At 49.3% G+C, this 16897-nt stretch carries 15 protein-coding genes; 3 read left to right on the top strand and 12 right to left on the bottom strand.

Annotation, left to right across the window (positions count from 1 at the left end; all coding sequences use genetic code 11):
* Together Q1A40_RS14045 and Q1A40_RS14040 are read left to right on the top strand one after the other, a co-directional pair.
* The coding region (locus Q1A40_RS14045; RefSeq protein WP_300001066.1) for a YadA family autotransporter adhesin at nucleotides 1–1347 on the top strand (1347 nt) is incomplete at its 5' end.
* 49 nt (nucleotides 1348–1396) lie between these two features.
* Nucleotides 1397–2317, top strand: a complete 921-nt coding sequence (locus tag Q1A40_RS14040; RefSeq protein ID WP_300001064.1) for a hypothetical protein — start codon at nucleotides 1397–1399, stop codon at nucleotides 2315–2317.
* Between the two features lie 398 nt (nucleotides 2318–2715).
* Here the strand turns inward: Q1A40_RS14040 and Q1A40_RS14035 are convergent, their stop codons facing one another.
* Together Q1A40_RS14035 and Q1A40_RS14030 are read right to left on the bottom strand one after the other, a co-directional pair.
* A complete protein-coding gene (locus tag Q1A40_RS14035; RefSeq protein ID WP_300001062.1) occupies nucleotides 2716–3918 on the bottom strand; it encodes a nicotinamide mononucleotide deamidase-related protein YfaY in 1203 nt (400 codons plus the stop codon).
* Nucleotides 3919–4014: 96 nt separating this feature from the next.
* Complete coding sequence (locus Q1A40_RS14030; protein ID WP_300001060.1) at nucleotides 4015–4551, bottom strand: YfaZ family outer membrane protein; 537 nt, start codon at nucleotides 4549–4551, stop codon at nucleotides 4015–4017.
* 260 nt (nucleotides 4552–4811) lie between these two features.
* Here Q1A40_RS14030 and Q1A40_RS14025 point away from each other — a divergent pair, with 260 nt between their 5' ends.
* Nucleotides 4812–6260 (top strand): catalase, encoded by a 1449-nt coding sequence (locus Q1A40_RS14025; protein ID WP_300001058.1) that lies wholly within the window; start codon nucleotides 4812–4814, stop codon nucleotides 6258–6260.
* A 106-nt stretch (nucleotides 6261–6366) separates the two neighbouring features.
* On the opposite strand, the gene Q1A40_RS14020 is transcribed toward Q1A40_RS14025, so the two are convergent.
* From Q1A40_RS14020 to nuoN, 10 genes are all read right to left on the bottom strand, one after another.
* Entirely contained in the window at nucleotides 6367–7263 is an 897-nt protein-coding gene (locus Q1A40_RS14020) for an Rpn family recombination-promoting nuclease/putative transposase (RefSeq protein WP_300001056.1), read from the bottom strand.
* A gap of 110 nt (nucleotides 7264–7373) precedes the next feature.
* Nucleotides 7374–8732, bottom strand: coding sequence for an o-succinylbenzoate--CoA ligase (gene menE, locus Q1A40_RS14015; RefSeq protein WP_300001054.1), 1359 nt, complete (start codon nucleotides 8730–8732; stop codon nucleotides 7374–7376).
* The gene (gene menC / locus Q1A40_RS14010) at nucleotides 8729–9694 is read right to left on the bottom strand and encodes an o-succinylbenzoate synthase (RefSeq protein ID WP_300001053.1); all 966 of its coding nucleotides are present in this window, start codon (nucleotides 9692–9694) and stop codon (nucleotides 8729–8731) included. The genes menE and menC overlap by 4 nt, the downstream gene beginning before the upstream one ends.
* Entirely contained in the window at nucleotides 9694–10551 is an 858-nt protein-coding gene (gene menB / locus Q1A40_RS14005; protein ID WP_300001080.1) for a 1,4-dihydroxy-2-naphthoyl-CoA synthase, read from the bottom strand. The genes menC and menB overlap by 1 nt, the downstream gene beginning before the upstream one ends.
* 15 nt (nucleotides 10552–10566) lie before the next feature.
* A complete protein-coding gene (gene menH / locus Q1A40_RS14000) occupies nucleotides 10567–11346 on the bottom strand; it encodes a 2-succinyl-6-hydroxy-2,4-cyclohexadiene-1-carboxylate synthase (RefSeq protein ID WP_300001052.1) in 780 nt (259 codons plus the stop codon).
* Nucleotides 11343–13010 carry a 2-succinyl-5-enolpyruvyl-6-hydroxy-3-cyclohexene-1-carboxylic-acid synthase gene (gene menD, locus Q1A40_RS13995; protein WP_300001051.1) on the bottom strand — a complete coding sequence of 556 codons (1668 nt, stop codon included), beginning with the start codon at nucleotides 13008–13010 and terminating at the stop codon, nucleotides 11343–11345. Before menD ends, menH begins: the two co-directional genes overlap by 4 nt.
* Before the next feature lie 82 nt (nucleotides 13011–13092).
* Nucleotides 13093–14394 (bottom strand): isochorismate synthase MenF, encoded by a 1302-nt coding sequence (gene menF / locus Q1A40_RS13990; protein ID WP_300001050.1) that lies wholly within the window; start codon nucleotides 14392–14394, stop codon nucleotides 13093–13095.
* 103 nt (nucleotides 14395–14497) lie between these two features.
* Nucleotides 14498–14809, bottom strand: a complete 312-nt coding sequence (locus Q1A40_RS13985) for a protein ElaB (RefSeq protein WP_300001049.1) — start codon at nucleotides 14807–14809, stop codon at nucleotides 14498–14500.
* Nucleotides 14810–14855: 46 nt separating this feature from the next.
* Nucleotides 14856–15323, bottom strand: coding sequence for a GNAT family N-acetyltransferase (locus tag Q1A40_RS13980; protein WP_300001048.1), 468 nt, complete (start codon nucleotides 15321–15323; stop codon nucleotides 14856–14858).
* 114 nt (nucleotides 15324–15437) lie between these two features.
* Nucleotides 15438–16895 carry an NADH-quinone oxidoreductase subunit NuoN gene (gene nuoN / locus Q1A40_RS13975; RefSeq protein WP_300001047.1) on the bottom strand — a complete coding sequence of 486 codons (1458 nt, stop codon included), beginning with the start codon at nucleotides 16893–16895 and terminating at the stop codon, nucleotides 15438–15440.
* Nucleotides 16896–16897 lie beyond the last annotated feature (2 nt).

The raw sequence follows: 16897 nt of genomic DNA, 5'->3' as shown, positions 1-16897 counted from the left end.
GCCCATGCCAGCTTCGCAAACAGCCTCGCGCTGGGCGCAAATTCAGTCACCACCCAGGGGGCAGAGAGCGGCTACAGCGCTTACCGGTTAACGGCCATTCAGAACTCCGTCGGTGAGGTGGCCTTTGGGACTGCCGGCGGCAACCGGAAAATCACCGGAATTGCGGCGGGCACCAACAATAGTGACGCGGTGAACGTTGAGCAGCTGATGGCGGTCGGCAGCCAGGTCGATAAGAATACTTCGGACATCAGCGATCTCGGTAGTCGCATAACCAGCATTGAAAATAGCCCCGGTTCAGGTGAAACTGGCTCAACGAAATATTTCAGTGCTAACTCCACAGCAGGAAATTCCGTCGCCAGTGGAACCGATGCTGTTGCGGTCGGGCCCTCTGCACAGGCTTCTGGTGAGAGTGCCATTGCAATGGGCAGCGGAGCACAGGCACAGGCTGATGGTAGCGTGGCGCTGGGTAAGAATTCATCCGATGGCAACCGTGGTGCAGAGAGCTATACCGGAAAATATTCCGGTGCCAGCAATAACAGTGTGGGAACCGTTTCAGTCGGTAACTCTGCGACCGGTGAAGTGCGTACAGTCAGTAATATAGCTGATGGGGTACAGAGTAATGATGCCGTCAACGTGCGTCAGCTGGATGGAGCTGTTGCACAGTCCAAACAATATACAGATGACTCAATCGCTAATCTGGAAACCAACGCTGGAGCAACCAATACTCGAGTAGCGCAGCTTTCAATGGGTACAAGTGGTCTTTTCCGGGTGGAAAATGCCGGAGACTGGGACGAGGCTTCTGCATCAGGCAAAAACAGCGTCGCCGGTGGTGCTGCTGCGACAGCTACGGCAAAGAGCTCAACTGCGCTGGGAACCAATGCACATGCCACTCACGAAAACTCGGTGGCTCTTGGCACAAACTCAGTCACCGAACGTGATAATAGCGTGTCTGTAGGGAGTGTCGGGAATGAACGCCAGGTGACTAATGTAGCAGCAGCAACCCGTGGGACTGATGCCGTCAATCTGACCCAGCTCAACCGCAGTATGGCCGAAGCAGCGAATTATACCGACAGGAGATTTAATCAGCTGCAGGATAGTATGAACCAGCAGGATCGCCGCCTCAGCGCAGGTATTGCCAGTGCAATGGCAATGGCCAGCTTGCCTCAGCCGTACAGTCCTGGAGCCAACATGATATCTCTCGGGGGGGCCAGCTATCGCGGACAATCCGGCATCTCCTTTGGTTTATCTCACCTTTCTGAGGATGGTCGCTGGGTTACCAAAGCGCAGCTAAATAACAATACACAGAACAATGTGGGCTGGGGTATTGGCGTGGGTTATCAATTCTGATGGACTTCTGGAGGCTCCGGCCTCCATTTTTTATATGGAAGACTGATATATGAATATTAAATTTTTCACGGCTCTATTACTGCTCCTGATACTGCCCGGTTGCGACCAGCCCCAACCCCAGCCGGACGTAAAACCAGCAGTTGCCTCACCTGCTGCACCAGAAAAAACATTAATAGATTTTCCTGCACTGACGGTTATCGAAAACACCGTCAATCAGCTTGCGCCAAAGCTTGATGCCCAGTTTGATATTTCTGTCATTCAGCGCATCTGTTTACTGGCTCGAGGAGAGATCAGTAAACAGAGAATAATTGAGTCAATTAAACAGGATGGTATCCTCGACCCTGCCACCATTCCTGCCCAGAATCACCCTTTATCCTTGCTCATCAATGATGATCAAAATAAGCGAGCAGAGGTGTGCGCTGCATGGCTGGCCAGTTCGGCGATAAGAGCCCCCAGTGAAGATGAAGTCACCGTTCGGAAGACCCGAAAAATCGAGGAAAATAAACAGAAGAAAGAAAAAGAACGTACGGTAACTGAAAAAGTGCTCAATAATGACAAAATTACAGAAATACTGGCCGTGAAATTATCCATTTTACGAGCTAATGCTGAAGTTTATGCGTTAATTGCCAGTGAACTTGAAAAAACACCGGGGCTGTCACTGGAAGAATATACCCATGCCGCTGGCAAAATATTTTCCGCGCTTTCCCCTTATTACCTCAAACGCATTCAGGAACTTTATGCTCCCGAACCCAACAGCTATCACCTGACACAGCTAAGTACCAGAGACTATGCCTTTAATACCGATGGCGGCTACCGCTTCAGCCGGGATGGAGGAAATGCACAGCTAACCTATCGTGGCATTAACTGGCTGGGCCACGGCCACATTATGGGTAAAGATTATAAGATTGCTGTCAGTTATTTTCCGGATGCCTGGATTGATGAAATAGCTCAATTCTCTGTTTCAGAATAATCGCACCTCTGAGCATTCACGGTCATTTCTGATAAGGGTTGCAATAATAAATGTCCCCCTTTCCTGGTAACACTGTTCACTTAAGATGTTTTGAGTGAACAGGATACTGGCTTTATTTGTGGAATCAAAAACCTGAGAAATCCACGAAAAGGGAATGGCTCACTGAAAGCAGGAAAGTGAGGCAGGTTCAGCCAAGTCTGAGTATCGTCAAGCCAGGTCGAAAGCGTAAAAAAGCCCCATCAGAGAATGAACTGATGAGGCTTTTGTCGTCTAACCACCTGATCGTTCAACCGATCATTTTGCTTAACCGATCGACGTTACCTTTCCTGGGGGATATTTGCCCCTGATTTATACGTTGCAATCCATTCAAAAAACAGTCCGATGCAATAACGACAAATTTAAGACTGACAATTACTTGATTCAACGACCTTAATCCAACCATGATCGGTCGCTATTTTTTCGCCATTCATCCAGCGACGCAGCATATTCAGGGCCATCAAAGAGCACACTTCCTGCCGGATGCTCAGGCTATGGTGACTGATACCAAATTGTACCCCCAGGCCATAATTCTCATGCTCCGTCGTCAATACGAAGTTGATCTGGTCATCTGGCGTTCCGGCAATCACCAGAGCAATATCCGCAGCCTGTTTTTTACGCCAGGAGATGCCATAGTTCAACGTATCGGTAAAAGTCTGTATTTGAGCGGGTAAGACTTCACTTGCCAGCAGCGGCGCTGATTCTCGGCCCAGTTGCAGAGCAAGCAAACCGCCGGTAAATTGTTCGCTCACGGTCAGTGTCAGAGACTGCTCCCGTAAACGACGTGCAATTTGTGCCGGCAGCCCTTCCGTCCCTTCAAAAATCAGGCTGTCTCCCGCCACACGACGAACTTCTGGCCAGAGAGACTCCATCGCTGTCCGCTGTGTTGCCGGTCCGGTCAGTTTTAACTCGATGATCGGCATCGATGAGCGATAGCCCATCACGACATCATCTGGCAATACTAAGGGATCGAGGCTCTGCGCCAAATCACTTTCACCACGTCCGAAAGTCGTAAGACGTAGACATACCGGGGGCTCAGGGAGTGTAAAACGGCTCTGCAAGCGGGGCATAATTTCTTGCGCCACCATCTCTTTAAATTCTGAAGGTACACCGGGAGTAAAAAATATCAGGCAACGGTTAAGCTGCATAGCAAAACCACAGGCTGTTCCAACAGGGTTATCAATCATTTCACTGTGCGCCGGGATCAAGGCTTGCTTACGGTTGCTGGGTGCCATGACCCTCCCCCGTTTAGCAAAAAATGCCTCCATCGTTTTCAACCATTCGGTATGTTCCACCAGTTCAACACCGGCGGCCGTTGCTGCTGCCAGAGCACTCAGATCGTCACTGGTGGGACCCAGTCCACCGTTAACAATAAGAATATCAGCCTCAAAACTGCGTTCCTGAAGAATAGCAATCAAATCATCAAGATTGTCACCCACAGTATTACGCCGTGACAGAGGTAATCCTTGATTAAAGAGATAATCAGCAAGCCAGGCTGCGTTGGTATCAACAATTTGCCCGTATAATACTTCGTCCCCGGTCGACAACATTTCCACTTTTAGCATTGTTCTACCCTGCAGATAAACGACAACTGACTTATACCCGTCATACTTCGCGTTAGAAGATGTCTTAAAGCGCGGCTGAACACCGCGCAGAAAAGATTAGAAACGCGCGCTGACACCTACATAAGCACCGTCAGCGAGCATTTTATTACTTTTGCCATTCTTACCATTAAGAGCAATGTAACGATAACCACCTTCAAGACTTATTGGGCGGAAAATGGCCCAGCTCGCGCCGGCACTGGCTTCCTGGTAATCTTTTACTCCGCTGGACAGTGAGTCCGGAGAGTAGTAGTAGTCACCAAATACACTAATGCTGGATGTGACAGGCCATTTCAGACCGCCACCAGCAGCCAAAGCATAACCATTTTTATCTTCTTTTGGATTCAGGTAAACCGCTCTGCCACCTACTGTTGCTGTTACAGGCCCCAAAGGTATATTAAAACCGAGACCTAATCCTGCCGCATTACCATTGTTTTCATGATGAGCATAGTTGCCGTTAATACTAAGACCGCTGGCTTCAGTAGCAACGCCTAAGTGGCTAAATTCTTTGCCAACGCCACCTCCAATAGTTATTGCACTCGCACTGGCAGATACCAACAGTAGTCCTAGTGTATAAGCCAGATGTTGTTTTTTCATTTTATGGTCCCTGAAAAAGAAGGGGTAACCCCGATAGATAATGCTCGCTGTCCGCAGATTATCTAATCAATAGCTGACTAAAATCTACATCTTCTTTCATTGTAAGCAAATGCAAATAATCTCGTTCTTTGTTATCGGATCAAAGAACTGCAATATAGGACAATGGCACATTGTTAATGTGGTAATAAGCACCTAAACCTAAAGATGAGCAAATATCATTAATTTCTTAAAACTGTCTATTTTCATTGTTGGAGATACTGATGAGCAAGAAAGGTTTAACAACAGCTGCAGGCGCTCCGGTTGCTGATAACAATAATGTTGCCACAGCCGGACCACGTGGCCCTATGTTACTTCAGGATGTCTGGTTTCTTGAGAAGCTGGCTCACTTTGACCGTGAAGTGATCCCTGAGCGTCGTATGCATGCCAAAGGTTCAGGCGCATTCGGCCACTTCACTGTAACGCATGATATTTCTGAATATACACGGGCAAAACTGTTTGACACTGTTGGTAAGAAAACTGAATTATTTATTCGTTTTTCCACTGTTGCAGGTGAACGCGGTGCCGCAGATGCGGAGCGAGATATCCGTGGTTTCTCTATCAAATTTTATACCGAAGAAGGTAACTGGGATCTGGTCGGTAATAATACGCCGGTATTTTATCTGCGCGATCCGCTGAAGTTTCCCGATCTCAACCATGTAGTGAAACGCGATCCTCGTACTAACCTGCGTAACGCAACTTATAAATGGGACTTCTTTTCCCATTTACCCGAAGCGCTGCACCAGCTAACTATCGATTTCAGCGATCGTGGATTACCGCGTTCTTATCGCCATATTCATGGTTTTGGTAGCCATACCTTTAGCTTTATCAATCAGGATAACCAGCGTTTCTGGGTAAAATTCCACCTGAAATGCCAGCAGGGTATTGAAAACCTGATGGATGATGAAGCGAAGAAAATTATTGGTGAAGACAGGGAAAGCTCACAACGCGATCTCTATGATGCCATTGAACAAGGTGACTTCCCTCGCTGGAAGCTGTTTATTCAGGTCATGCCAGAAGCTGAAGCCTCTCAGACGCCTTATAATCCGTTCGATCTGACAAAAGTCTGGCCACATGCGGATTATCCGCTAATTGAAGTCGGTATACTTGAACTGAACCGTAATCCGGAAAACTATTTTTCTGACGTTGAGCAAGTGGCAATGTCGCCTGCCAATATCGTTCCGGGTATCAGTTTTTCACCAGACCGTATGCTTCAGGGCCGTTTGTTCTCTTATGGCGATGCTCATCGTTATCGTCTTGGGGTTAACCATCATCAGATCCCGGTTAACGCACCGAAGTGCCCGTTCCATAACTATCATCGTGATGGTGCGATGCGTATTGATGGCAACAGCGGCAACGGCGCCACCTATGAACCGAATAGCTTTAATGTCTTCCAGGAACAGCCTGACTTCAGCGAGCCACCGTTAAGCCTGGAAGGTGCAGCCGATCACTGGAATCACCGTGAAGATAACGATTATTTCACTCAGCCTCGCGCGCTGTTCAATTTACTCAGTGAAGAAGAACACCAACGTATGTTCCAGCGTATTGCAGAAGAACTGCAAAGTGTTCCTGAAGAAATTATCGAGCGTCAGCTCGGTTTATTTGCTCAAGTGCATCCTGAATACCGGGCTGGTATTAAAGCTGCATTAAAAAAACTGACAAACGCTAAGTAATAAAACCAGAAGTTCGGTTAACAATGCCTGGGTTGCTATCACAGCTCAGGCATTTTCTCTCTGTATATGGCGAGACCTGGCTTCTTGGTAGCCTGAAAAATGATATTCAATGGCAAAGTTGAGTCAGTTCTTTTTCGCTAAGATCGGTTATTTTCATCACTATTTTGGGGTCGATACCGTGCTGCAACATGGTACGGGCCATATCCCGCTTTTCTTGTTTTCGCCCTTCATTAATTCCATTTTGTTTCAGTTTCTGAGCAATAGTCATGAGTGCCTCCTCATACTGTGGGACTTGGCCAGCCAGCTTACGGATGAAAATTTCGGCATTTACCGAGTCTCCTGCATGAATAATGTAATGAATCAGTGAAGTTACCTGAGATGACGAGAGAGATTCTGTCAGTAGAATCATGCTGAGTCGTTCGCTCAATTCAGCAAGATCCCGACGCCGAATATGTTTCTGAAGCAACGTCAGCGCCGCCATACTGCGATGCTGCATAATATCGTCATCAGGAATGAGTGTGATATCTACCAGAGGGAAATCGTTACTGTAAAGCTTTTGTGCCTGAGCAGGATTGGTAAACTCCTGCAACCAGTTGGTGGAATAGGGATAGGGTGTTCTGTTTCCCATATAGAAAAGTACCGGTATCACCAGCGGCAATTTTTTATGACCGGCATCCAGATGGCGTTGCATTGCGGCAATCGCATAACGAATCAGACGAAATGCCATATGTTTGTCCGGTGTGGACTGATGTTCAATAAGAATATGGACGTATCCCTGATCGCCTGTCGTCGTTTTCATGCTATAGAGCACATCGCTGAAATACTGCCGCAGGTTATCTTCCACAAAAGAGCTGCATTCAAGTTTCAGCGTACTGAGATCGCAAATAGCACGGAATTCCACCGGAAGATGAAGATTGATAAAGTCACGGGCAACGTCCGGCTGTCGAAGGAACTGCTGGAACGTTGCATCATGTGGGGTAGGAATACTGTTTTTACTTTTCATAGACCCTGACTCTGAAATGATGCAGGGAGACTATTACTATCAATTAATCACAACTATCAAAAAACTCGCCTGAGCCCGTAATAAAGAATTTTCTCAGACTCAGGCAATGACTATCTCTGTCTGACCCACGAAACAAGTTTTTGCCGAGAAACTTTAATGCCTTCCTGTCTGAAATGTTCAGGCAAGGTATACCAGCGTACAGGCATTTGAAAACGGGGTAATTTATCCTGCAACCAGAGCGCTATTTCTTGAATATTAATCGCCTCCTCCCTCGCCGCCACAATTGCCACCGGACGCTGTCCAAATTCCGCATCGGCTATCGGTACAATAAATACCTGCTCTACTGAGGGATGTCTGGAAATAATCTGTTCAATAATCTCGGGTTGAATACCTTCTCCACCGCTAAAGAACAGATTATCAACGCGTCCGATAATCTGCAGCCGGTCGTCGTTTAACATGCCGAGATCTCGCGTCGGAAACCAACCTTCAGCATTACAGAGCGAGACCAACTCACCATTACGCCAGTAACCGCAGGCAAGTGTTGCAGAGCGCAACCAAATCTCCCCAGCCATGATTTTCAACTGATGTCCGGGCAGAAGCACACCAACATCGGGTAGTCCATCCGCAGGTTTAGCACATACGGTCGAGGCGAGTTCGGTTAACCCATAACCGCACCAGCACGCCAGACCCGCTGCTTCAGCCTGTTGCGTCAGTGCCACGGGTATCGTTGCCCCCCCCAGTAAAACTTCACGTAACGTGAATTTCTGCTGCTGCTCCAGCAAACGCCAGAGTTGGGTGGGTACCAGTGAAGCATGTGTACAGCCCTGTAAAGCATCAGCGAGTGGTTGATCAGGTTTGACCACCAGGCGCCCTCCGGCCAGGAGCCAGCGCCAAAAAATCCCCTGTCCGGAAACATGAAATAATGGCAGTGAAAGCAACCAGCTATCTTTCGCACCATAGTTCAATCTTGACAGGACGCCTGCTGCACTCGCCAAGTGAGCAGCACAGGTATGTACTGCCGCCTTAGGAATACCTGAACTTCCGGAAGTAAGCGTCATAGATGCCAATTGCTCAGGCTGCCAACACACTTGCCAGGCATCAGCAGTAAACCAGTGCAACACGGGTAAATCAGAAACCGGTTTTTCATCGGGCAATGAAATGCCCCAAGAGAGAGTCAGACCGGGAAGTAATTCCTCTAAAAACTCATCCGGGAACTGTGGATTGAGTGGCAGAACGCGGGCTCCACACTGGAGTAATGCCATCCAGGCCAGCAATAATTGTGCGCTATTTTTGCCACGCAGTGCCACGCCGTCACCCGCATTAACACCTTGCTGGTGAAACCCCCCAGCCAAAGCATCAACACGCTGGCATAAAGTCACCCAGTCAACGGTTTGCCCTTCCAGGATAATCGCCCCATCCCTTCCTCGCAAAGCTGCCCAATGGTGCCAAGGCCAGTGATGGAAACTCATCGAATTTGTTCCAGATTATCCGGTTGCCAACAAGGAAGCTGACTCTCCGGCCAGCTGCGTATAACCTGAGCCTGCATCAAAGCCAGCGTATCTAAGCCCGGGATTACGCCAGGCGTTAGCCAGGCGGCGATACGTGCCAGTTGGGTTAAGCCCAGACTGGATTCCAGAGAGGAGCTAATCACCGCAATTTGCCCCTGTTGATGAGCTTCCACGACCTGCTGGCGGATAATATCAAGACTGCCTGTCAGACTGGGTTTAATCACCACCGCGACAACACCGGGTTCCGACTGAAAAATAAAGTCTGCTTCGCGCAGGCTTTCATCCCAGGCAATCGCGATCCCGGTCTCCTGACTAAACTCGCGCGACTGTTCTGGGGTCTGACAGGGTTCTTCAATAAAGGCAATACGTGAGCGATAAGCCGGATTAACATATCTGGCAAACTGCCGGGCTTTCAGCGGCGTCCAGCGTCGGTTGGTATCAAGGCGCAACCGTAAGTCAGGCACCGCCTCAAGCAGTAAGTTGACCACCATACCATCACGTACCGCTTCATATTCACCCATCTTTACCTTGGCTATTTTTTCACCCGGCATGGCTGCCAGCGCAAGGATAAGCTCATCAGGATCGCCGCTACACAAAGGGGCGGAACGATAGTCCGCCGCCTGCGGTAAGGCTCCCGTCAGTTCAGCTAAAGCACAGCTCAAACCAAAGGCGACCGAAGGCTGCCCCGGTAAAGACGGCTCCTTTGCTGCCTGCCACAGATCCAACCAGCCCAGCAGAGCCGATCGCGCTTCTTCCAGGCTTTCATGACTGAATCCCGGTAATGGCGCAACCTCCCCCCATCCCGTTTGCTCATCCTGAGTCAGTCTTACCAGCAGACCTTCACGCTGCTTCAAACGCTGATTGCGCAATATCACTCCCGCATCCATCGGGATCTGATACCGCCATACCTCGGCCCGACGCATTACGGATTCCGTTTAAATTTGCTGAAGTCTGGCTGCCTTTTCTGATTAAAGGCATTGCGACCTTCCTGACCTTCCTCGGTCATATAGAACAACATCGTTGCATTACCTGCAAGTTCTTGTAAGCCCGCCTGTCCGTCACAATCAGCATTCAAAGCCGCTTTCAGGCAGCGTAGAGCCATCGGGCTATTTTGCAGCATTTCACGACACCAGCGCACGGTTTCTTTCTCAAGTTCATTCAATGGTACGACAGTATTGACCAGTCCCATATCCAGCGCTTGCTGAGCGTCGTACTGACGACACAGGAACCAGATTTCGCGGGCCTTTTTCTGGCCAACAATGCGCGCCATATACGACGCCCCCCAGCCGCCATCAAAAGAGCCGACTTTAGGCCCGGTTTGGCCAAAAATAGCGTTTTCCGCGGCAATGGTCAGGTCACACATTAAATGCAACACATGCCCGCCACCGATAGAGTAGCCCGCAACCATCGCCACAACCGGTTTCGGGCAGGTACGGATCTGGCGCTGAAAATCCAGAACGTTGAGATGATGGGTACCACTGGCATCCTGATAGCCACCGTAATCACCACGCACCTTCTGATCCCCCCCGGCACAGAAGGCTTTGTCTCCTTCCCCCGTCAGAATAATGACACCGATACTGTCGTCATAGCGGGCATCAGCCAGCGCATCGATCATCTCTTTCACCGTTAATGGGCGAAAAGCGTTACGCACCTGCGGGCGATTGATCGTTATTTTAGCAATGCCATCCGCAGACTTATGGTAGCGAATATCACTGTATCCTTCGGAGCAATCCTGCCATTCAACGGGGGCATACAGCATATTTTCATCAACAGGGATCATCATCAGTCCTTAAAATTAGAGGTCAGAATCATGCAATAAGGTTAATAGCCGGGCACTAAATGCTGCAGGTGCCTCACGGTGTGCATTATGCCCGACGCCAGAGATAATTTCGGGTGTCAGGCCTGAGCGGGTAGCAATGGTGCAAAACTTCACATCTTGCTCACCGCACAGATAATAAAAAGGGATCCGCAGCTGCGAGAGCGCGACCTGTAAGTCAGGCTGGCGGGACAGAGAAAGCGCCTCGAGTATCGCGGCCAATGCCACAGCATTATTCTCACTACGTAACGCCACTAATGCATTACGCTGCCGTTCATCAAGAGAGCTGAATACCGGTTGCCGGTACCAATCATCGAGCACCAGGCTCAGTGTTTCATGGCGAAATCTTGCCGCCCAGGCAGTATCATTCTGCCAGCGGATCTCCCGGTCAGTTTCGTTATTAAGACCAGGATGCCCCCCTTCAACCACCAGACCACGTAAACCCGATGCTCTATTATGCGTGGCGTGATACATCGCCAGACGCCCGCCTAATGAGTAGCCAACAAGCCAGTAATTATCAATATGATAATGCGCTAATGTTGCGGCGATTAGGGCATCCGTATTAACGAAGTCAGTGATTTGCAGGTTTGCAGAGGTGCCGGTACCATGCCCTGGCAGATCCAGCCATAACTGGGGCCATTCATTAAAGGCAGCACTGACCTGCATCCACTCCAGATGGTCACCTAAAAATCCATGTAACCAGACAATACAGGGCCGCTGAGGCTGGTTTCCTCTCTGTGAAACAGCATGCAATATCATGCTGTTTTAACCAGCGCCAGTAACTGTTTTAAACAATCCACACCGGCGGTCGGTTCAACAATCACCTCTATCAACGTGGTACCTGAATGCTGCCATGCCTTGGCAACCGCGGCCTGTAGTTCATGCCAGTTATTCGGTTGCTGATAGGCCAGACCAAACATGGCTGCCGCATGGGAGAAATTAACATTCTGCGGCAGTGTGTAGAAACGCTCTCTTTGCTCTGCATCGGTTGGGAGCATTGAGAAGATTTGCCCGCCATTATTATTCACTACCAGTAATACCAGCGGAACAGAGGTATCACGTAATAGTGCCAGAGAGTTCATATCATAGAGTGCGGAGAGGTCACCAATAATGGCAAGTGTTGCTTGTTCGCAAGCCCGATGTACACCTGCAGCCGTGGAGATAAGTCCATCAATACCACTGGCCCCCCGATTAGCGAATACAGGATAACCGACGGGTAATTGTGCTAGGGCATCAATTAATCTCACCACCAGACTATTACCGACAAACAGCTGCCCTGCTTCAGGCAATAATCGGACGATACGCTGGGCAATTTGTGCTTCACCAAAATTTTCTGTTCGGGATTCAGCCAGTCGCAAGGTTGCGGTGGCCAGGGCTTGTAACTCAGGGGCCCAGTCAGCGGCACGTTGTGGAGGATGATTATCAAGCCAGGATGATATTTCTGCGACCAGGCGACGTCCCCGGTGATGAGCTGGATCCAGCCGCCCAGGAGAGGGCGCTATCAGCCAGTATTCTTCTGCCTGGCAAGCCGCCTGCCACTGTAAAATGCGCTTTCCGGTTAAATGCGCGCCAAACTGAACAATGATTTCTGCCTGTTGCAAACAATCGGTTAATTTATTCGTCAGCCATAAATCAGCACAAGGTAACGGCTGACCGGTTTGCGATAATACATCTCCGATTAATGGCCAGCCCAGCATTTTTGCCCAGGCGGCCACTTTTATTCCTTCAGCAGCAGACAGTCTTCCTGCGACAATAACCCCACGCTTTTGACGCCACTCCGGCCAGTCAGGCTGAACAGCAACACCTGTAGCATGTATTTCGCGCAGCCAAGGCTCGTCACTTTCCCACCACTTTCCCAGCGCGTTTTGCCAGGACTGGCCAGTATCATCCATCGCACCATAGAGTGGTTCGGCAAAAGGACAGTTAATATGGAGAGCACCGGCGTCTAACTGCCCCATGGCGCTATCAAGGGTCGATACTAGCCAGCGAGCAGGAATATCTTGTGAAGGGCGAGGTAAATTTAAACTGGCAGCAGGATGGCTGCTGAAAATACCTTGCTGACGAATAGCCTGATTCGCACCGCAATCAATCAGCTCCGGGGGCCTGTCGGCGGTGAGTAACACCAATTTTTCACCCGTGAGACCGGCCTCGATAACCGCAGGATAAAGGTTAGCTACCGCCGTTCCAGAAGTAACAATAATGGCCACAGGTTCACGGCTGACCTTTGCCAGACCCAGGGCCAGATGCCCTAAACCACGCTCATCAAAATGGCTGTGGCAGGTAAAAGCGCTATTTTTTGCCGCTGCCAGCGTCAACGGAGTGGAACGTGAGCCGGGTGCAATGCACACATGACGCACACCCTGTCGGGTCAGCGCTTCAAGAATAGTGGCCGCCCAACGACGGTTAAATGCGCTTATTGACATATTATTGTCCTGAGACAGTTTTATCCGGACAGTATAGATATCGCAGCCACAAGGAAATTGACCTGTGTCGTGAAGACAGTATTTAACGTCTGTTTTCCAACAATAAAGTCCGAAGCCCAGCTGCTTTATTTTCTATTTCCTGCCATTCCTGAAGCGCAACTGATCCCGCCACGATACCGGCTCCGGCATAGAGGCGTACCGTATCATTTGCCACCTTCGCCGATCTTAGCGCCACGCAGAATTCACTTTGATGAACAGATAAATAACCGGCAGAACCGGCATACCACTCCCGATCAAAAGGTTCATTGCGCGCGATAAACTCACGTGCTTGCTCACGCGGCAGTCCGGCGACCGCCGCTGTCGGCTGTAATTGCTGCAAGCAAATCTGATCATCAGATTTCTTCAGCATGGCATAAATCCCACGTTTCAAATGCTGAACATTACGCAACCGAATAATCTCTGGCGGTAACACATCGAGTTCATCAACCAGGTTTTGCAGGCGTTGGCAGATGTCTTCCAGCACCAGCATATTTTCGCGCTGATTTTTATCATCTTTTAATAACCAGTCAGCCAGGACTTGAGCGCGCATATCATCTTCATGACTGGCTACTGTACCTGCCAAAGCTTCAGTATCTAATCGTTGTTCAATACGTCGCCATAGTCGCTCCGGGCTGGAACCCAGAAAAGCCTGTCGCTCATTAAAGATCATCAAAAAATGGTAGCAATTCAGGTTAAGTCGTCGACTCGCAGCCATAAATCCTGCTGCTGATACCGCAGAAGAAAAAACCAGATCGGTTGCCCGGGCTAACACGACTTTATCCAGAACGGCCTGTTCTATCGTGGTTATCGCCTTATTAATCAAATCACACCATGCTGACTGCGCAGGATAATGCGTTTCGCTGATAAGGTTGAGACTCAGAGGTTGAATCGACGTTTCCGGCATCAATTGTTCGATTAATGTCAGGACATGGCGGACATCTTCTTTCAGGGAAGTTTCGCTATAGAGGTAGAGCCACAGAACCGCTTCACCACCTTGCCTGCGCCACTCAAAACGGGGGAGGAAAAGGTAGCCTTGGGTAAGATCAAACGCATTCAGTCCCCAGAGACGGACCCCGGGCAGGGATGTATATTGCTGGCAAAAAACCTGGGCATCTTTAAGCGTGGGAAACGTCTTCACTTGGCCTAACGCTGCGACTTCTTCTTTACCGTCACGGTGCTGCCAGTAAAACTGAGGATAGATGACTTGGCTGGTAAGCCAGCCAAGTGGATCAGAACGTTCACTCAAACTCAGTGCTACACTGAGGGCCCGGAAACCCGGTTCATCAGTAAATTCCTGATCCAGCTCTCGCTGCATTTTTCGCAGTGCTGTAGCGACTGAGTTCACGTTGACTTCATCCTCTTTGAAAACCACTAATTATACGTGGTTTTCATGGAATAAAAAAACTTACCCCTGTATTCAGTGAGTTATGTTGTATTTTTTGGAAAAATTAATCAGATAAAGTGCAGCGTGCGAGGATAAAACCAAAGACAATACCGGCTGCTGTCGTCATACCGATGCTGCGCCAAGGATTATGATGCAGATAGTTATCGGTCCAGCAGGCTGCCTGTTTCAGGGTCTCATAGCCTTGTTCAGCTTCACCATTCAAACGCTGTCTCACTTCATATAATCGTTGCGCTGCCCGCTCTTTCATTTCTCTGTAGTACTCATTTTCAGGATCATCAATAGTGCATAACACCTGATCCAGTGTTTCCTTTAATAATGTAACGTCATCTTCTGGCGTAAACAGATATTTGGACATAATGGCTCCTGTGAGAAAGAAGTATCCCTTTTAACTATAGACAATTTTAGCGTATTTCACCTGTCGGATCTTTTGCCATACCAATATGTAAAATACCATCCTCATCATATTCAGGTGTGACGGCTGAAAAACCGAACCGGGCATAAAAGTGTTTTAAATGCGCCTGGGCGCCGAGATAAATCGCTTTGTCCGGCCACTGCTGCTGGCAAACTTCAAGAGCATAGGTCATCAGTTGCTCACCCAGTTTTTGCCCCCGTAACCGGGATGAGACAATCACTCGACCGATAACAACAGGTTCAAGCGGATCATCGCTTTTAAGTATCCTGGCGTAAGCGACAATCTCTCCCTCCTCGACGGCAAGAATATGGCGATTTTCACCCACTAGATCCTCACCATCCAGTTCCTCATAGAGACAGTTTTGTTCGATAACAAAGACCTCGCAACGAAGTTTGAGCAAGGCATAGAGATGGGTGGTGGTGAGTTCACTATGGTGAAAATTATGCCACTGGATCACAGATGGCTCCTTACAGAAGGTCAGATTATCAGGAACAATGGTGATAACAGATTTAGCTGCTGTCGCCAATAAAAAAACCGCCGAAGCGGTTTTTTTATTGGGTCAGCGATGACATTACAACAGTGGCTGTGCCATCTGCACCAAGCTGATAAGCGGTTGCGGATAAACACCGAGAACCAGTACCAGAATGGCAGAAATAAGCACCACAATACCACCCGCGCTCAGCGCCCAGTTGGACGGCGTATCGCGGTTAAGTTGCTCTGGTGCACTCAGGTAGAGGCTAACCATCACACGCAGATAATAGTAGATACCAATCGCACTACCCACGACAACCGCACCAGTCAACCACCACAAGTGCGCCTGAACGCCGACAGCAATGATATAGAACTTACCGATGAAGCCCAGTGTCATTGGGATACCCGCCAGCGACAGCATCATAATGGTCATTACCGCAGACAGAATCGGTTTATGCCAGAACAGCCCACGATAAGAGAACAGCGAGTCAGCATCATTTCCACGGTACGGACTGGACATCAGACTGACCACACCAAACGCACCCAGACTGCTGAACAGGTAACCGGCCAGGTAAACACCTACCGCTTCCATTGACAGCGTGCCGTCGTGCAGAGCAATCAGCGCCACCAGTAAATAACCCAGGTGAGCAATCGATGAATAACCCAGCAGGCGTTTGATGTTCGACTGCGTCAGTGCCATCAAGTTGCCGAACAGGATGGAAGCGAAAGCAATCAGACCTAATACCACACGTACCGCTTCGCTCTCACCCACCGGCACATAGAGGAACAGACGCATCACAACAGCAAAGATAGCGATTTTACTGGCGGTTGCCAGGAAGGTCGAAACCGGTGCTGGTGCGCCCTGATAGACATCAGGTGTCCACAGGTGGAAAGGTACCAGCGACAGTTTAAAGCCAAGACCGACAATCATCAGACCCAGGCCTGCCAGCAATAACGGTTCGTTAATCGCACTGGCAGTCAAACTTTTACCCAGTTCAATAAATGACAGGCTGCCAGAATTAGCGTAAATCAGCGCCATACCAAACAGTAAGAACGAAGATGCCGCAGCAGACAGAATAGTGTACTTAATACTGGCTTCAAGTGAACGTTTCTGACGATAAGCGTAACCCACCAAACCAAACAGCGGTAAGGAGATTAATTCAATACCGAGGAACAGTGCAGCCAAGTGGTTCGCGTTCGCCAGCAGAATTCCACCCAGAGCTGCAATCAGTACCAGCAGATAGAACTCATCGCGGTTGTCGTTGTAGCCCTGCAACCAAGGATAGGCAAAGGTACAGGTTGCCAGACTTGCCAGTAACACAAGTCCGGTATAGAGCATGGCGTAACCATCAACCCGCATCAGCGGGGTGACATCCATAGCGCCAGCCTGACCCACAAACCACAAAGAAATTAATGCCGCATTGAGGCCAATCACTGAAATCGTGGCATTAAGAAAGTGGTTGCGTCGCCAAGCAATGGAGAGCATCACAACCACCACCGTCAATCCGACGATTAACAGTGGGAGTAGCGCAATCAAATGTTGAGCAGTTATAGTCATGG

It is taken from the genome of uncultured Cedecea sp. (assembly GCF_947498825.1).
Lineage (GTDB): Bacteria > Pseudomonadota > Gammaproteobacteria > Enterobacterales > Enterobacteriaceae > JGM124.
This window is presented reverse-complemented; position numbering and strand designations above follow the sequence as displayed.